Annotated in this window: 16 protein-coding genes; 8 read left to right on the top strand and 8 right to left on the bottom strand. The window is 71.2% G+C overall.

Going from position 1 to position 16194, the window contains the following annotated elements; all coding sequences use genetic code 11:
• The coding region (locus tag E1292_RS29465; protein WP_246090425.1) for a GAF domain-containing SpoIIE family protein phosphatase at positions 1–1698 on the bottom strand (1698 nt) is incomplete at its 3' end.
• Positions 1699–2360: 662 nt separating this feature from the next.
• Here E1292_RS29465 and E1292_RS29460 point away from each other — a divergent pair.
• The 4 genes from E1292_RS29460 to E1292_RS29440 all read left to right on the top strand — a co-directional run bounded on the left by E1292_RS29460 (position 2361) and on the right by E1292_RS29440 (position 5019).
• Positions 2361–2762 carry a sigma-70 family RNA polymerase sigma factor gene (locus E1292_RS29460; protein WP_246090424.1) on the top strand — a complete coding sequence of 134 codons (402 nt, stop codon included), beginning with the start codon at positions 2361–2363 and terminating at the stop codon, positions 2760–2762.
• An 8-nt stretch (positions 2763–2770) separates the two neighbouring features.
• Entirely contained in the window at positions 2771–2950 is a 180-nt protein-coding gene (locus E1292_RS29455; protein ID WP_132598752.1) for a hypothetical protein, read from the top strand.
• Between the two features lie 423 nt (positions 2951–3373).
• The gene (locus tag E1292_RS29445) at positions 3374–4717 is read left to right on the top strand and encodes an MFS transporter (RefSeq protein WP_132598750.1); all 1344 of its coding nucleotides are present in this window, start codon (positions 3374–3376) and stop codon (positions 4715–4717) included.
• Positions 4718–4788: 71 nt separating this feature from the next.
• Positions 4789–5019, top strand: coding sequence for a hypothetical protein (locus E1292_RS29440; protein ID WP_220447111.1), 231 nt, complete (start codon positions 4789–4791; stop codon positions 5017–5019).
• Here the strand turns inward: E1292_RS29440 and E1292_RS29435 are convergent.
• Positions 5016–5681, bottom strand: coding sequence for a response regulator (locus E1292_RS29435; protein ID WP_132598748.1), 666 nt, complete (start codon positions 5679–5681; stop codon positions 5016–5018). The genes E1292_RS29440 and E1292_RS29435 overlap by 4 nt on opposite strands.
• A complete protein-coding gene (locus tag E1292_RS29430) occupies positions 5678–6856 on the bottom strand; it encodes a sensor histidine kinase (protein ID WP_220447110.1) in 1179 nt (392 codons plus the stop codon). Before E1292_RS29430 ends, E1292_RS29435 begins: the two co-directional genes overlap by 4 nt.
• A 110-nt stretch (positions 6857–6966) precedes the next feature.
• Here E1292_RS29430 and E1292_RS29425 point away from each other — a divergent pair, with 110 nt between their 5' ends.
• Positions 6967–7833, top strand: coding sequence for a S1 family peptidase (locus tag E1292_RS29425; RefSeq protein WP_132598746.1), 867 nt, complete (start codon positions 6967–6969; stop codon positions 7831–7833).
• A 462-nt stretch (positions 7834–8295) separates the two neighbouring features.
• Here E1292_RS29425 and E1292_RS29415 read toward each other — a convergent pair whose 3' ends face one another.
• Both E1292_RS29415 and E1292_RS29410 read right to left on the bottom strand, forming a co-directional pair.
• Positions 8296–8907 carry a VOC family protein gene (locus E1292_RS29415; protein WP_132598744.1) on the bottom strand — a complete coding sequence of 204 codons (612 nt, stop codon included), beginning with the start codon at positions 8905–8907 and terminating at the stop codon, positions 8296–8298.
• An 81-nt stretch (positions 8908–8988) separates the two neighbouring features.
• Positions 8989–9345, bottom strand: coding sequence for a VOC family protein (locus E1292_RS29410; RefSeq protein WP_132598742.1), 357 nt, complete (start codon positions 9343–9345; stop codon positions 8989–8991).
• A gap of 267 nt (positions 9346–9612) precedes the next feature.
• On the opposite strand from E1292_RS29410, the gene E1292_RS54140 reads away from it, so the two are divergent.
• On the top strand, positions 9613–10794 hold the full coding sequence (locus E1292_RS54140) for an ATP-binding protein (RefSeq protein ID WP_246090423.1): 1182 nt from the start codon (positions 9613–9615) through the stop codon (positions 10792–10794).
• A complete protein-coding gene (locus tag E1292_RS54135; protein WP_246090422.1) occupies positions 10791–12494 on the top strand; it encodes a hypothetical protein in 1704 nt (567 codons plus the stop codon). Before E1292_RS54140 ends, E1292_RS54135 begins: the two co-directional genes overlap by 4 nt.
• A 972-nt stretch (positions 12495–13466) precedes the next feature.
• Here the strand turns inward: E1292_RS54135 and E1292_RS29400 are convergent.
• The 3 genes from E1292_RS29400 to E1292_RS29390 all read right to left on the bottom strand — a co-directional run bounded on the left by E1292_RS29400 (position 13467) and on the right by E1292_RS29390 (position 15258).
• Entirely contained in the window at positions 13467–14108 is a 642-nt protein-coding gene (locus E1292_RS29400) for a class I SAM-dependent methyltransferase (RefSeq protein ID WP_132598740.1), read from the bottom strand.
• Between the two features lie 286 nt (positions 14109–14394).
• A complete protein-coding gene (locus tag E1292_RS29395) occupies positions 14395–14724 on the bottom strand; it encodes a DUF4260 domain-containing protein (protein WP_132598738.1) in 330 nt (109 codons plus the stop codon).
• A gap of 21 nt (positions 14725–14745) precedes the next feature.
• Entirely contained in the window at positions 14746–15258 is a 513-nt protein-coding gene (locus tag E1292_RS29390; RefSeq protein WP_220447109.1) for a MarR family winged helix-turn-helix transcriptional regulator, read from the bottom strand.
• Between the two features lie 62 nt (positions 15259–15320).
• Here E1292_RS29390 and E1292_RS29385 point away from each other — a divergent pair, with 62 nt between their 5' ends.
• Positions 15321–16193 carry a haloalkane dehalogenase gene (locus E1292_RS29385; protein WP_132598736.1) on the top strand — a complete coding sequence of 291 codons (873 nt, stop codon included), beginning with the start codon at positions 15321–15323 and terminating at the stop codon, positions 16191–16193.
• Position 16194: the final 1 nt, after the last annotated feature.

Genomic DNA, 16194 nt, shown 5'->3' with positions numbered 1-16194 from the left:
GCTGAGCAGGGGCGGGGGGTGGCCGGCGCTGGCCACACATGCGGTGTGCCGTTCCAGGTCGAGTGTGAGGTAGAGGCAGCTCGTGAAGCGGGCGGGAGCCAGTTCCGTCATCAGGCGGTTGGTGTACGTGAGCACGTCGCCGCAGGCGGCGCCGGCGGTGGCGTGCGTGTGGATGGCGGTGCGTACCTGGCCCATGAGCGCGGCGGCGGTCGTGTCGTGACCTTGCACGTCTCCGATGACGGCCGCGACCTCGGTGTCGCTGAGGCGGATCAGGTCGTAGAAGTCGCCGCCGATGTCCATGCCGGGGGTGGCGGGCAGATACCGGGCGGCCACTTCCAGGCCGTGGATCTCGGGGAGTTTCTGCGGCAGCAGGCATGCCTGCAGGGACTGGGCGAGCTGATGTTTGGCGTCATACAGCCAGGCGCGCTCGAACGCCTGGGTGATCAGCCCGCCGAGTTCGGTGAGCATGGCCTGCTCGCTGTCGCTGAACTGGTGGGGACGGTCGTAGGCGAGAACGCATGTGCCGATGGATCGCCCTGATGCCACCAGTGGCAGGAGGGCCCAGGCGCCCATGTTGTCGATGCGGACGGCGGTGGGATAGGTCTGGCGGAACTCGTCCCAGCTGGCGTAGAACGCCGCTCTGCCCTCGTCGTAACCGCGTGCCCAGCGGACCGGCTGGACCACTGGGCGGCCGTTGAACCCCTCCAGGCCCTGACTGCTGTAGCCGCGCGAGGCGACCACGCGCATCCGGCCGCTCTCCCAGACGAGGATGGCCATCGCCTGGACCTCGCACACCGGCATGACGTGGTCGGACACCAGGTCGACCACGTCCTGCGCGGTCGCCGCCCGTGCCAGGCGGGTCGCCAGGTACAACATGTCGTGCAGCCCGACCATCCCCGTACGCCGATCGGTGTCTTCGGCGCGGGCCTCGGGAGTGGTGGCGGGCGTGATCCGGATGGTGATGCCGGGCAGGCTCGGATAGCACTGGAACGACAGCTCCCGCCCGTCAGGGTGGCGGGCGGTGAACCGGGTGGCCCGGTGGCTGACGATCGCGTCCCGGTAGCGGTCCTCGTAGACCGGGTCATCCAGCCACGGCAGCGCCTTGCACAGGCGCTGCCCGATCATCTCGGACGGATTCGCGGCGAGCAGCTCGGCGGCCGGCGCGCTGACAAGGGTCACCCGCGCGTGCGCGTCCAGGTGACAGTAGCCCTCGGGCAGGCAGTTGAGGCAGGCGAGCGCGGTCAGGCCGGCATGCGGCCCCGGCCGGTGGGAGCGGAGCGGGTCCAGGATCCGGGGTCGGGGCGCCGGGGTGAGGGGCCGGGCCCGTTCACTCGCCCGGCGCAGCAGGCGGCCCATTCTGCCGCAGCTGTCGTCGATGACGTCGAGTTGCCCCCGGGTGAGCCTGGACTCGCCTCCCGTGGGCCATCCCAGGATGAGTCCTCCCCAGACCGTGCCGCCGGAGCAGATCGGCGAGGCCGCCACTGCGAAGTGGTAGGGAAGCGCCAGTGTCGCCGCCGGGAACTCACGGGCCAGGGCCACCCGGTCGCTGAGCCAGATCAGCCGTCGCTCCCGCACGGAGGCCGCGACCAGTACGGGATCGTTCGTCCTGACCCTGGACCAGGTTCGGGTGAGCGCGACGGGCAGACCGATCGTCGTCTCCATCTGCAGGAGCTGACGGTGCGCATCCAGGACGTACACGATGCCGAAGTGTGCCCCGGCGCCGAACACGGCTCCGATCAGCAGATCGTCCAGGCGAGACGACTCAGTCGCCGCGCCTCGATGTGAGGAGCTATCCCGCGATCCTGCCACGGCCCGCCCGGCTTCCGCCCCGCAGGTCCGACAGGGCTTCAATGCACCACATATGACTCAAAGTACGCGTACTCGGCCTATCGGCCTCCATTGAGGGCCTGAGTGGCGCCCCAAGATGCCCCCAAGGTCTCCGTAATCGGCGTCAAGGTCTCGGCGATCAACCGCGTCTGAAAGGCCCTGGACGGAGGTGCTTTCCCGTCCAGCCATCACGCGTGGCCGGTGACCGGCCGCGTACTGACGGCCAGGGCATCCCACCGCCCGGCCGTGAGGGGGCGTGGGCGGGCGGGGAGCCGCTGTCCGAGAACCCGGATGCGGCCCGAACGAAATGATCGGGTAGGCGCGCAGATAGGCAGAGGTGTCCGAGTCGATGAGCCTATGAGGAGATTCGCCATGGGGACCGCCTGTGGATGACGAGCGGCCGGCCAAGTTCGAGGCCGCCTACAACCGGGCTTACGGCCAGATCACGGCCTACGTCGCGCGCCGCTGCGACTCGCCGCAGGACGCCGCCGACGTGGTGGCGGGGACCTTCACCGTCGCCTGGCGCCGGGTGGATGAGCTGCCGGACGACACCGAGGCCACGCTCTCTGGTTGTACGGCGTGGCGCGCAAGGTCCTGGCCAACCACTTCCGCGCGCCAACCGCCGCCGGACGCGTACGGCCGAGCTCGACGCCGAGCTTGCCGATCTGTACGGGCACTCCCCCGACACCGAGGTCGAGCTGGACGCGATCGGCCGGGCGTTCAGGAGCCTGCCCGACGACGACCGGGAGCTGCTGTCCCTGATCGCCTGGGAGGGCCTGGAGCGCGACGAGATCGCCAAGGCGCTGGGCCTGTCGCGTAACGCCGTACGCATCAGGCTGCGCCGCGCCCGCCGGCGCCTGTCCCGCGCGCTTGCCGCGGCAGGCGTGCACGTTACCGCAGAGACCCGGATGGTCCCGGCGAAGAGGCCGCTGTGAGGAAAACCGTGAAGAACATTGACGAGATCGAGGCGATCAAACCGCTGGCCCGGGTCGAACCCGGCGGCCAGGGAGGTGAGCCGTCCGGCGCGGCGGCGCGGGCGCTGCTGGCCGCGATCACCACGCAGGAGCCCGGCACGGCGCCGCGGACCCGCCGCCGGTACGGTCCCGGGCGGATCGAGGAATGAGCGGACCGCGCCCGAGCCGCCCCGCTCCTGGAGGCGTCGCCTTGCCGGCTTGCCTGCGATGCTGGTCGCGGCGGTGATCATGGTGGCTGATCGCGGCCCTGCCAGGTGCACACGCACACCTCGTTGCCCTCGGCCTCGGACAGGACCCAGAACGCGGGCCGCCGTCGGCCCCGGTAACATCGGTGGCATGTCTGCTGCTTCGTGTGCGGCCGCCTGTGCCGCAGTGACGAGGACGCTCCGCTAGCGGCGGGGCGTTCGTCTCACTTCTGTTGGACGGTCCGTCGCTCCCGGATCTTACCGGAGCGGCACGTTCGTGCTGCTCGGAACCTCTTCTGAGCAACGGAGCACTCGATGCTTTCAGGCATTCTCCTTTCGCGCCGGGACAAATCGTCCCCGGTACGTGCGTGGCTGGTGCTGTGCTGCATGGCCATGCTGCAGTTCTTCATCGCGGTTGACGTAACCGTGGTCAACGTCGCCCTGCCCTCGATCGGCGCCGGCTTCGACGTCTCCGGTCACGCGCTGACCTGGGTGGTGGTCGGCTACACGATCACCGGTGGCGGGCTGCTCATGTTCGGAGGGCGACTGGGCGACGTGCTCGGCAGGCGACACGTCCTCCTGCTCGGCACCGCCCTTTTCGGCGCCGCGTCGCTGCTGGCCGGGCTCGCGCCCACCTTCGCTCTCCTGGTGGTAGGTCGTCTGCTGCAGGGAGCCGGTGAGGCGATCGCCCTACCTGCGGCGATGGCGGTGATCGTGCTCATGTTCCCTGAGGGACCGCGCAGGTCGCGGGCACTCAGCGTGTGGGCGGCCGTCGCCAGCTGCGGCCTCGTTCTCGGGTTCGTCCTCTCCGGGATCATCATCGAGCTGCTGGGCTGGCGGTGGATCTTCCTGGTGTCCGTGCCCTTCGTCGCGGTCGTGCTCGCCGCAGTGGTCTTCCTCGTGCCGGGCGAACGGCCGGCCGAGCCCTCACCTGTGGACCTTCTCGGTTCGCTCCTGCTGGTCGCGGCTCCGCTGCTGTTCACCCTCGGGGTCGTCGAAGCAGGAGAGACGGACGGCACACTGCCCTGGCTGCCGCCGGCGGCGCTGGTCGGTGCGGCGGCAGCCGGGGTTCTTTTCATCAGGACGGAGCGCCGTTCACGGAACCCGCTTGTGCCGCCGCGGTTCTTCCGCAGCCGGCCTCGCGTCCTGGCCAACCTTGCCACCGTTCTGCTGAGCGCAGCGCTGTCCACCTCGTTCCTGCTGTTCACCTACTACCTGCAGGACCGGCTGGGCGCCGGCCCGCTCCAGGCCGGCCTGGTGATGCTGCCTTTGGCGGTGTCCCTGATCGCGGCCTCGGTGCTCGTTCCCCGGCTGCTGGGACGGTGGGGCGCCCGGGCTTGCGTGCTGGCCGGGATCGGCTTCACCGTACTGGCGATGGCAGCCATCGCTCTGATCTCCTACCTCGAAGCCGGCGGTCTGGCGATGATTCCGGCGATGGTGCTCATCGCCGCCGGGATGGGGTTCGGGATCGTCGGGCTGCAGTACGTCGCGGTGACCGGAGTGACCGAGGACGACGCCGGCATCGCCTCCGGTGTCCAGCGGGCCGCCGACCAACTGGGCGGTTCGACCGGGGTCACGATCTACGTCGGTATCGGGTTCGCTCCCGCCTTGGACGGCATCGACCCGTTCCTCGCCAGTAGCTTCCTGGCCATCGCCGGGCTCGCCGCGGCGGCGTTCGTCACCTGGCGGATCTCCATGACCACCGCGGTGCTGGAGGAGAAGACGGGGTGATCCCGGACAGGGCTGCGTCCGTCCGGATGCCCGGACGGACGCGGCCCTGGGCGGTTGCGGTCCCGGTGGACATGGATCGCCGGGCCTCGGCGTGCGGGGTCGAGCGCTGGTTCGCCGAGTTGGAGCGGCGCTGTCTGGAGCGCGGCAACTTCTGCTCCCTGGACGCGCTCAAAATTGCGCTGGAAGAGTGGATCAAGACCTGGAACGACAACGCCAAGCCGTTCAACTGGACCAAGACCGCCGACCAGGTCCTCGACCGCATCTGCCGCTACTGCGACCGAATCTCACAACCAGCTCACTAGCCGACGGTGACCAGGCCGCTCTCGTAGGCGGCGATCACCAGCTGGGCGCGGTCGCGGGCGTGCAGCTTGGCCAGCAACTGGCCGATGTGGGTCTTCACGGTGGCCATGCTGACGATGAGGTGTTCGGCGATCTCGGTGTTGGACAGCCCCTGACCGATGAGCTTGAGCACCTCGCGTTCCCGTGCCGTGATGCCGTCGAGGGAGCGGGACGACCGTTGCCGGGGTTGCGGCTGCCGGGCGAACTCCCCGATGAGGCGCCGGGTGACGGAGGGCGCGAGCAGCGCCTCGCCACCCGCGACGACCCGGATCGCGGAGAGCAGGTCGCCGGGCGGGGTGTCCTTGAGCAGGAACCCGCTGGCGCCCGCGCGCAGCGCCGAGAAGACGTAGGCGTCCAGGTCGAAGGTCGTCAGGATCAGCACCTTCACGCCCGCGGTCGCCGGGTCACCGCAGATGCGCCGGGTCGCCTCGATCCCGTCGAGCTCGGGCATCCGGATGTCCATCAGCACGACGTCAGGTCGCAACGCGGTGGCCCGCTCGACGGCCTGCAGCCCGTCGCCGGCCTCGCCGACGACCTCGAGCCCGGGGGTGGTGCCGACCAGCACCGCGAAGCTCGCCCTGAGCAACCGCTGGTCGTCGGCGATCAGCACCCGGACTCCGGTCACGTGGGCACCCCCTCCAGGGGAAGCCTCGCGTGGACCCGGAACCCGCGGCCTGCCAGTGGCCCGGCGGTGAACTCGCCTCCGTAGACGGCGACACGTTCGCGCATGCCGACCAGCCCGTGGCCCGAAGGGTGGCCGGTCGGAGCCCGGCGGCCGTCGTCGGTCACTTCGATCTCCATGGCATTTTCCGTCCTGTCGACCCGCACCACGCAGCGCGCCGGAGCGGCATGCTTGATCACGTTGGTCAGGGACTCCTGCACGATGCGGTAGACCGCGAGCCCGATGGTAGCCGGGATGCCGTCGAGTCCGTCACCGATCCGCAGATCGATCCGGGCCCCGGCGGCGGTCGCGTGGTCCGCGAGCTCGGCCAGCCGGTCGGCGGTCGGCGCCGGCTCCAGCTGCGCGGCGCCCTGCGGATCCTCGTCGACGGCGCGCAGCAGGCCGAGCATGCGCCGCAGCTCCCTGGCGGCTTCGCGGCTGGTGGCATCGATGACGGTCAGGGCGGAGCGGGCCTCGTCGGGCCGCTCGTCGCCGACGTGGAGGGCCACGGACGCCTGCACGGTGATCAGGCTCAGGCTGTGCGCGACGCCGTCGTGCAGGTCGCGCGCGATGCGCAGCCGCTCGTCGGTCAGCACCTGCTGGGCGGCCCGCGCCTCGTGGTCCCGGCGGGCGCGCACCGTGCGTCCCACCACCCACACCGCGACCGGAATGATCATCTGGGTGGCGAGCACGGGGAGCGACCTGCCCCAGTCGGGCCGCGGCTCCAGCGCCACCGCGAAGAGGACCGCCGCGGAGATCCCGCCCACGGACAGGACGAGCGCGGCCACGGCACGGCGGGACGGCGCCGTCACGGCCACCGGGTAGATCGCGAAGACCAGGAGCAGGTCGGGCACGAAGGCCGCGTGGGGTTGCACCCACTGCGAGGCCACCGCCAGCATGCTCGTTCCGGCCACGACCGCCAGCACCGGAACGGGCCGCCGGCGGCGGACCGCCAACGGCAGCCCCATGAGAACTCCGGCCAGGATCGGCAGCGGCTCGACCTGCCCGTCCGGCGGTAACTGCTCGATGGTGGCCACCACGGCGAAGAACGTCAGGAACACGGCGATCGCCAGGTCGCCCAGGAGCTGGAACGCGGGCCGCATCCTCAACAGCAGCGGCGGCCGGAGATCATGGGTCATGGCGGAACGCTAGCCCGTGCATGACGGCTCCGGCTCAGACCACGGTATGAGGCGCATGACCAGACCGTGCTCCGATGTTCCCGGCCGCCGGAGCCGCGACCGTAGACGGCATGATCGAACTGCGGAAAGTCACCAGCATCCTCAACAACCGCGGCGAGCGGGCCGGGCGCGGCCTGACGCGGAGCCTGACACTCGCGGGAGTGGTCGGGGGCGCGGCGGTCCTCGCGGCGACGATGGCGCCACCGGCGAGCGCGATCATCGGCGGGCGCGACGCCACCGACAACTATTCCTTCACCGTGACCCTGCGCGACGGCAAGGGCGTGCACTACTGCGGGGGCACGCTCGTCGCTCCGCAGTGGGTGGTGACGGCGGGACACTGCTCGCATGTCCCGATCGGCCAGGTCAGCGCCAAGGTCGGCGGCACCGACGTCGGGAAGGGCGGCAGCGTGCGCCGCATCACGAAGATCGTCAGGCACCCCGACTACACCGCCGACCCCAACGACCTGCGGCACGACATCGCACTTCTCAAGCTCGACCGGCCGATCCGGGAGGCGCCGATCAGGATCGCCGCCAGGTCGGGCGCTCCGCGAACCGAGGTCCGTCTTCTGGGCTGGGGCATGACCTGCGAGGACGGAAACGAGTGCCCGGAGCCGCCGGTCACCCTGCAGGAGCTGGACAGCGAGATCGTCCCCGACAGCCGGTGCACGGGCATCGACGCCGGGGGCGACATCTGCTCTCAACACCCCACCAGAAAGGCCCAGAGCTGCATCCTCGACTCCGGCGGCCCCATGGTGCGCAAGATCGGGGCACGCTGGGAGCTGGTCGGGGTCACCAGCCGCGACGGTGACGAGAAGACCGACCCGAACTGCGTCGGCCCGGGGGTGTGGACCGACGCCGCGACCTACAAGGGCTGGATCAGGAAGACGGCCGGCATCGGAGCGCGCCGCAGCAAACCGATTGCCTCACCATCGCGCTGATCACAGCCTGGAAGTGCAGACGATCTTGCCGTCCGGCGCATAGGCGGGCATCCCCTACCAGAGCTTCGGTGCGCGGTTCGGGGCACTGGCCGTGATGACGGCAGGGAGGCGCGCGGCCATGATCCGGTCCGTTCCCGCATCTCAGTGATCTTCGCGAGCACATCCCGCTGGCCCTGCGCCGCCTTATCCGCACGTGAGCCGCGGCGCGCCGCCTTCTTCTGCTCTTGGGCGTGCTCCCACATCGCGGCCCGCTCCTCGGCCGTGGATCCCTCGTACGTGCTGTCTCCGGTGCTGCTCACGGACGGAGTTCCCCGTTGTGGATCTTGACGTTCGGAATAGCGGGGAGACCCGATGGTCCCGTGTTCGGGGTTGCGCCATCGGGACCGTGGAACCTGTGGGCCCGGTCGGGCGACGTGCCCGACCGCCGGCGTCAGACCGCCCAGGTGCGGCCCGCCGCCTGCCTCAGGCGGATGTGGCCTCCCAGGCGAAGCCGTCGGGGTCGGTGAATGGCCCGGCATCGCTGCCGATCACGATCCGGTGCGATCCGGCGCCCTCCTGGGAGAGGCCGGTGTCCTTGGCGAGGGCGCGGCGCGGGTAGAGCGCCAGCGTCACGGGGGCCGACGGGGTGTCGAACTCGACGTACTTGCCGCCGAAGCTCTTCGCCACGGCCAGGCCGCGGTCGACGTAGAACCGCTTGCTGGCCTTGACGTCCGCCACTCCCAGCAGGAGCGCGATCTGGTCGATGTTCCGTGCGGCGGGGCCGGTGTCCTTCTTCTTCGAGGTCGCGATCTTGCAGATCGTCCCGTCGGGGGCGCGTACGACGCCGCCGTAGCCCCAGAAACTCTTCGTGGCCGACTTCAGCATCGTGGCGCCGGCGTCGAGGGCGGCGCCGATGAAGGCGTCGACGTTGCCCGGCTGGGACACCACGAGGGACAGCGTGAACCCGCGGAAACCGGTCGTCGGCGCGTCCGAGGCGCGGACGGTCACGTAAGAGCCCAGACCGAAGGCTCGGTAGAAGGCGTCCGCGGCCGTGGGGTCGGGAACTTCCAGGATGACGGAATCGAAGGAGGTCATGGCGAGTCCTTTGCGCGAGGTGGGTTCTTCGTCTTGTCGGGGGCCGCTAAGCCGCGGACATGGCAGGGGCAGGTCCGCTGCTCACCGGTCCTGGATCAGCCCGAGGACGTTGCCGTCGGGGTCGATGACGGTGGCCACCAGGCGGCCGCCACCGACCTCGTGCGCGGCCTCCTTCACGGTGGCCCCCGCGGCGATCACCTCGGCCAGCTTCGCCTCGATGTCCGGCACGTGCCAGTACGCCACCGGCGAGGTCATGCCTTGCGGCCCACCGCCCGGCACCAGCCCGATGTGCTGGCCCCCGGCGTCGAAGCCGACGTAGTAAGGCGAGTCGTTCTGGGGAGGCACACCGAGCAGGGCCGCGTACACCGCCGTGGCCCTGGCCAGGTCGGACACCGGGTGCAGCACGGTCCTGATCGCCTGGGGGGAAGAGTCGGTCATGGTCACTCCTGTAGTCGCGGGTCCTTCATGACCCGGTCTGCGTCACAGCATGGCCTCCGGCGCGCCGGCCCGGATCCGTGGCGACCACGGACCCGGACCACGGACCCGGACCACCGACCCGGACCACCAACCCGGACCACCAACCACGGACCCGGACCACCGACCACGGCCCCGGCCCCGGACCGACCACCGAACACGGACCCGGGCCCCGGACCACGGACCGACCACCGAAAAGGGCACGGGAGAGAATTACGGCAGAATGGGACAGTGGTAGCAGCAGCGGATATCTCCCCTCGCGAGGCTGAGGTGCTGGCGCTGGTCGGGGAGCATTTCAGCAACGCCGAGATCGGGGCACGGCTGTTCATCGGGGTACGTACCGTGGAGACTCATGTCTCCTCGCTGCTGCGCAAGCTGCAGGTGCCGGATCGGCGGGAGCTCGCCCGGCGTGCGCCCGAGTTGACCGGCGTCGGTCCGTCGCACCCCGCTCCGGTGTTGCCGGCACCGCTGACGTCGTTCGTCGGGCGGGCGCGCGAGCGGACCGAGCTGGCCAAGATGATCAATGCCCACCGTCAGGTGACCGCTGCCGGCCCGGGCGGAGTGGGCAAGACCCGCCTGGCGCTGGCCGTGGCCGCGGAAGCGGCAGGCGACTACCCCGACGGCGTGTGGTTCGTCGACCTGGTCCCCGTCACCGATCCGGGCATGATCGCCACTGCGGTCGCCGGGGCGCTCGGCCTCGGTGAACAGCCGGGCCGCGACATCACCGAGTCCGTGCTCACCGCGCTCGCCGACCGTCATGCGCTGGTGGTTCTGGACAACTGCGAGCACGTGGTGGACGGGGCGGCGCTGTTCCTCGAGCGGCTGCTGGCGGCGTGCCCCGGAGTGACGGTGCTGGCGACCAGCCGGGCACGGCTGATGGTGCCGTTCGAACGGGTGTATCCGGTCCCGCCGCTGTCGCTGGCCGTCGATGACGAGTCGGATGCGGTCGCGTTGTTCATGGAGCGGGCCGCAGCGGTCGGCTGGCCGCTGGATCCTCCGCTGCGCGAGGCGGTCGCCTCGATCTGCGAGCGGCTTGATGGCATGGCGCTGGCGATCGAGCTGGCCGCCGCCCGGTATCCCGCGCTCGGGCTGGACGGCATCTCCGCCGCCTTGTCCCACCCGCTGCGGATGCTCACCGGCGGCTCCCGCGCCGACGAACGGCACCGTTCGGTGCGGGCGGCGCTGGACTGGAGCCATGCCCTGCTGGAGCCGGCCGACCGGGCGCTGCTGCGCCGGGTGTCGGTGTTCGTCGCGCCGTTCACCGCCGCGGCGGCCGCGGAGGTGGCCGGAAACACTGCGGCAGGCGCGGAGGTGGCCGGAAGCACTGCGGCAGGCGCGGAGGTGGCCGAGGGTCGGGAAGGCATTGTCGCCGACGGACTGGCCGGCTGGCCGAACAGAGCCTGCTGGTGGTGACGGCGTCGCCGGGCGGGACCGAGTACCGGGCGCTGGAGACCATCCGCCAGTACGGCAGGGAGCGGCTCGCCGAGGCCGGCGAGCTGGTCGACATCCGGTCCCGGCACCTTCGCTGGTGCCTGGCCCAGGCCGCCGGCCTGGCGGAGGTACGAGCGGACTGGCGGGCCCGGTTCGACCTGGTGGCCGACGACCTCCGCGCGGCCCTGGCGTGGGCGGCCGACCGGTCGGAGCAGCGCGCGGACGCGTACGACCTTGCCCGGCTCCTGGCGGAGCTGACCTTCACCCGCAACCTGACCGGCGAGTCCCAGCGGCGCTATGAGCAGGCGGCCGCGCTCGCGACCGACCCCGCCGCCGGCGCGTCGATGCTCCGGCAGGCCGCGGCCGTGGCCGGCTGCCGGACGGTCGGTGACGACATGTACCGCCTCCGCCGCGCGGCCGCGGATGCCGCCCGCAGCGCAGGCGACACCGCCGGCGCCGCCGCCGACCTGGCGAGCGCCGCCACTATCGCGTTCCGGTTCTCGACCACGTTCGTGCGGCTTCCGGCCCGGGAGGAGGCGCTCGCGCTGGTCACCGAGGCGGGGGAGCCGGCCGGCGACGATCCGGCCGCGCAGGCCGCGGTGGCGCTGGCCGAGGCCGCGGTGCTGACCGACGCGTTCGGCGCCGCCCAGGGCCCGCCCGAAAACGCCGTACCGGAGACGATCGCGCGCGCCGAGCGGGCGGTCGAGCTCGCCCGCCGGACCGGCGACCCGCTCGCCGAGTCGGCCGCACTCGACGCGCTCACCGGCGCTCAGAGCTGGGCGGGCGACACGTTCGCCACCGCGGACACGGCCCGGCGCCGGATCGCGCTCCTGTCATCCCTGCCGGTCTCGCCGGCCGGCACCCATGAGCTGATCGACGCGCTCGGCATAGTCACCGAGGCCGGCCTCGGCGCGGGGGATGTGCCAGGCGCCCGCCGGTGGGCACGCCAACTGGCCGACCATCCATCGCTGGCGGAGGTCGGTCACCGCGCCACGTGCCGGCTGCTGATGGTCGACGCGCTGGCGGGCAACGTCAATGAGGTGCTCACCGGCAGCGTCCGGTTCCTCGATGCGTGGCGGCGGGCAGGCAGCCCCGCGCGGTCGCTCCTCTGCCCGGCGGTGGCCGCTGTGGCGATGATCCACGGCCTCCGCGACGACCATGACGCCCGGCGCGAGTGGCAGGAGGTCCTGGACCAGCTCGGCACCCCGATGGAGCACATCTACGGTTACGGGGCGGTCTTCGACGCGATCCTTCTGCTGCACCGCGGGCAGGCACCGCAGGCGCTCCAGCGGATGGCCCCCGAGCCCAGGCAGGTGTGGAAGTGGGTCACCTGGATCTGGCACCACTGGTACGTCGCCCTGCGCGCCGAAGCCGCCGTGCTCGCCAGGAGCCCCGACGCCGGCGTCACCGTGGCCGAGGCCCGAACCGTCGTGGCCGGCAACCCGGTCGCCACCGCCCTTGTGGAGCGGGCGCAAGCGCTGCTCGACGATGACCAGGAGCGGCTGCTCGCCACGGCAGACGCGCTCGACGCCGCCGGTTGCCGCTACCAAGCGGCGCGGACGCTGGTGCTCGCGGGCGGTGACCATGCCGCCCGAGGCGTTGCCGCGCTCGCCGACCTCGGCCTGTCCCCACCGCCTACCCATGATGACCTCGGCGTTGGGCGGGGTCGGCTGCGGCGGTGATGCGGGCGCACGAGAGGGGTGGCCGCTGCTGACGTCGTCCTGCGAAAGGCCCCCGTGCGGTCGCGCAAGGGGGCCTTTCGTGGTCGTACCGGGTGCTCATCCATGCTCTGATCCTTGACGCTGGGCACGTCCGGGCAGCGGTCAGGCGTGGATGTCTTCGCCTATCGATACAGCCAGAGGGCGAATCCGGGGCGCGCTGTCTCCCGTGAGCACGCGCAGCGTCTCGAGGAGTTGTTCGCGCGGTGGGGGTACGTGCCGCAACCACGACAGGACGCGACCGGCTGGAACTACGTCGTCGCGGCAGGCAGCGGCAGCACGGTCGACGTCCACGTGTTCGAGTTCGACGACCAGGGCAACAACACGTACGGGATCGAGTACCCCAAGGACTCCCTGACGGGCACGGGTGTCATCGCCGGGCAGGAGGTGCGGTGCATCGCCGCTGCATGGATGTTCCGGTTCAAGACGGCGTACACGCCCGCGGACAAGGATTCGAGGACGTTCGTGCCCTCGGCGAAAGGTACGGATTCGAGGTCCCGGCCACGCATCGCCGCCCCGCGCCCCGGCTCTGAGCCGCGCCCGCGTACGGTTCCGCTGACCAGGCGGGCACGGCGCTCGGCCTGCTCGCGTTATCCGGTGAGCCCGACGGCAAGGAGGACCTGGCCCTTCATCTCCCGTGAGGGCATCTACGTCGGCCTCGCGGACGACCGGGTCAAGCCCCGGAACGACCAGCGGATCTTCCACGATTTGGCCTACGGGGAGGTCCCCGGGATCGTCGAGGCCGCCCGCACACTGAACCACGGCGGCGACGAGAAGGTGCCCGAGCAGCAGGAGCGCCGATACGCGTACCAGCGGGACTGCCTGGCCGGCGCGGCGGCCAGGGCGCTCGGGCGCCCGGCGAAGAACTCCTCGCTGAAGGGGAACGGACGCTACCGGTTGGGGCAGGGGCGCGGGCCGGGGATGTCGCGAGGCCGGTCACCGGCGGTGCAGGGTGAACCAGTACGTCGGCACGGCGTTGGTGCCGGGCGTGACATCGGTGAGGTCCCAGCCGGTGAAACGGGTACGCATCTCGTCGGCGGTGACACCGCTCCAGCCGTCGTCGAAGCCCTCCGGGCCGTACCCGAACATCAGCAGCCGCGCCCCTGGCACGGCACGCCGGGTGATCCCGGCGGCGTAGGCGTCCCGGCGGTGGCGGGGGATGCCGCAGTAGCAGCTCAGGTCGAAGAACAGGCTGAACCCGTGGCCGACGGCGCGTTCGTCCAGCCGGGTCACGTCGCCGCAGAGCAGCTCCGCCCGTTGGCCGGCGGCGTCGGCTTTGGCCCTGGCCTGCTCGATGGCGCGGTCGATCAGGTCCACGCCCACCACGTCCCAGCCGTGGCGGGCGAGGTAGACGGCGTTGGTGCCGGTGCCGCAGCCGAGGTCGAGCGCCCGCCCGGGCGGCAACGCGTCCGGCCCCTCCACCGTGTCCACCAGCTCGGGAGCGGGCACGCCGTTGTCCCACGGCGGCCTGCCGGACAGGTAGTAGGCCTGCAGCATCTCCTTGACGGCGATCTCCTGGCCGTCGTCGTCGTCCCTCCCCTTGCTGAAGTGCAGCCACGCCGCGCGCTCCAGGTCCATCGTGTACCTCCCATTATTAGAGTTGGTTACTAGAGACGACATCTAGATATACATTCCCGTCCGGCGGTTGTCCAGCCTGGCGATCGGGAACGATCAGGGACGGAGGGCTGAGAACCAAGCCGATCGCACGGGCGTCTGACGGGACGTCGCCTCTCCCCCATCGCCGGCTGGGCGGCCGAGACCCGCTCGGGACACCAGGTCAGGCGGAATTGGAGCGTTCCATCGCTACACCCGACGGCGGCACTGACCGCGGACCTGCCACCGCGGCTTGCCGTCCGGCTTCACGTCACGAGGAGGCGAGCCCGCGCCCGAGCGTCCGATCGAGAGCGACGCGGGCGAGCCAGCCCAGGCCGGCTGTGAAGAGCGGCGGCCACACGATCGGCCCGAAGGTGTAGCCGACCAGCACGGCGAGCGGGATCCACACGCGGTTCACGGCCTGGTGGAGCACGCCCGGCGGGCGGACGCCGGCGAGCCGCGTCACATCGGGGAAGACGAAGAAGGCCAGCGCGGCGGCCGTGGTCGGCAAGCCGTACTTCTGGCTCTCGAAAACGGCGAACGCGGCCAGGAACAGCGCGAGAGCGCCCCAGGCGACTCGCTCCGGCGCCCGCCGGCGCACCGACGGCTGCGCGCGGCGTGGTCAGTCGAGCCGGCTGTCGTCGAGCGAGGTCAGGCGGACGGCCGCGTCGGGGTCCGCCCGGCCGATCCGGTCGAGCAGGCGGTGCAGGAGGCCGTGGAGGGCGTCGAACTCCTCGGGACTGGTCAACTCGATCCACCGCCGCTCGATCGCGTCGCCCGCGCTCGCCGCCACCGGCCGTGCCGCTCGCCCTCGCTCGGTGAGCACGACCAGCCGGGAGCGGCCGTCACGCGGGTTGGGGACACGTTCCAGATAGCCGGCCCGCTCGAGCTGGTCGACCGACTGCGCCATCGTCTGTTTGCGCACGCCGGCGCGGATGGCGAGGTCGCGGACCTGGATGCCCTCCGGCGGGACGAACGGGAACACCTTGGCGTCGCCGGAGCGGATGTCACCGAAGCCCGCCTCCGCGAGGGACGCCTCGATGCCCAGGGCGTATTCGCGGTGGAGCAGTCGCAGCAGCAGGGAGAAGCGCAGTCGCTTCTCGGCGTGGGAGTCTCCGCCCATATTGACAGCCACCTGTCTATTTTCTAATTTGGTCAGGTACCTGTCTAGTATGCCACCGGCAGAGAGGCCTTGCCATGCCCACCGCGCAGGTCCTGAACTCCACGATCTTCTATCGAGAGACCGGAACGGGCGCCGTCCCGACGGTCTTCCTCCACGGCAACCCGACCTCGTCGTACCTGTGGCGGCACGTCCTGCCCGTCGTCGGCGAGTCCGGCAGGTGCCTGGCACCCGACCTCATCGGCATGGGCGACTCCGGCAAGCCGGACATCGCCTACACCTTCCACGACCATGCCCGCTACCTCGACGCGTGGTTCGACGCGCTCGGTCTCGACCAGGTCGTACTGGTCGGCCACGACTGGGGCGGCGCCCTCGCCTTCGACTGGGCGGCCCGCCACCCCGGGCGAGTACGCGGCGTCGCCTTCACCGAGACCATCGTGAAACCCATGTCCTGGGACGAGTTTCCGGCCGGCGCCCGCCCGCTGTTCACCTCCATGCGCACGCCCGACGTGGGCGAGGCCATGGTGCTGGACCAGAACGTGTTCGTCGCGCAGGCGTTGCCCGCCACGACCGCCCGCGGGCTCAGCGACGAGGACCTCGACGTCTACCGCAGGCCGTACCCGACCAGGCAGAGCCGCCTGCCGTTGCTGCAGTGGCCGCGCGCGATGCCGCTGGACGGCGAGCCGGCCGACGTCGTCGCCAGGATCCGCGCCTACGACCGGTGGCTGGCCACCAGCGCGGGCGTGCCCAAGCTCCTGCTCACCTTCGAACCCGGCCCGAGCACGATGATGGGCCCCGAGATCATCGACTGGTGCGCCGCGCACGTTTCCGCTCTCGAGGTGGAGCGACACGGGCCTGCCGGCCACCACACCCCCGAGGACCAGCCCGAGGCCATCGCCGCCTCGCTCGTCGCCTGGCTGAACAGGCACGACCTGTGCGCGGAGGGCTGAG

The organism is Nonomuraea deserti (assembly GCF_004348685.1).
GTDB lineage: Bacteria > Actinomycetota > Actinomycetes > Streptosporangiales > Streptosporangiaceae > Nonomuraea > Nonomuraea deserti.
Note: the sequence above shows the minus strand (reverse complement) of the source record. Positions and strands in the feature narration are given on the sequence as shown.

What these genes read in the sequence shown, in the direction of transcription:
- E1292_RS29445 (WP_132598750.1), top strand. Translation starts at nt 3,374, where the DNA reads ATGGCCATGCTGCAGTTCTTCATCGCGGTTGACGTAACCGTGGTCAAC.
- E1292_RS29385 (WP_132598736.1), top strand. Translation starts at nt 15,321, where the DNA reads ATGCCCACCGCGCAGGTCCTGAACTCCACGATCTTCTATCGAGAGACC.
- E1292_RS29410 (WP_132598742.1), bottom strand. Translation starts at nt 9,345, where the DNA reads ATGACCGACTCTTCCCCCCAGGCGATCAGGACCGTGCTGCACCCGGTG.
- E1292_RS29425 (WP_132598746.1), top strand. Translation starts at nt 6,967, where the DNA reads ATGATCGAACTGCGGAAAGTCACCAGCATCCTCAACAACCGCGGCGAG.
- E1292_RS29415 (WP_132598744.1), bottom strand. Translation starts at nt 8,907, where the DNA reads ATGACCTCCTTCGATTCCGTCATCCTGGAAGTTCCCGACCCCACGGCC.
- E1292_RS29400 (WP_132598740.1), bottom strand. Translation starts at nt 14,108, where the DNA reads ATGGACCTGGAGCGCGCGGCGTGGCTGCACTTCAGCAAGGGGAGGGAC.
- E1292_RS29440 (WP_220447111.1), top strand. Translation starts at nt 4,789, where the DNA reads ATGGATCGCCGGGCCTCGGCGTGCGGGGTCGAGCGCTGGTTCGCCGAG.
- E1292_RS29460 (WP_246090424.1), top strand. Translation starts at nt 2,361, where the DNA reads ATGAGCTGCCGGACGACACCGAGGCCACGCTCTCTGGTTGTACGGCGT.
- E1292_RS29430 (WP_220447110.1), bottom strand. Translation starts at nt 6,856, where the DNA reads ATGACCCATGATCTCCGGCCGCCGCTGCTGTTGAGGATGCGGCCCGCG.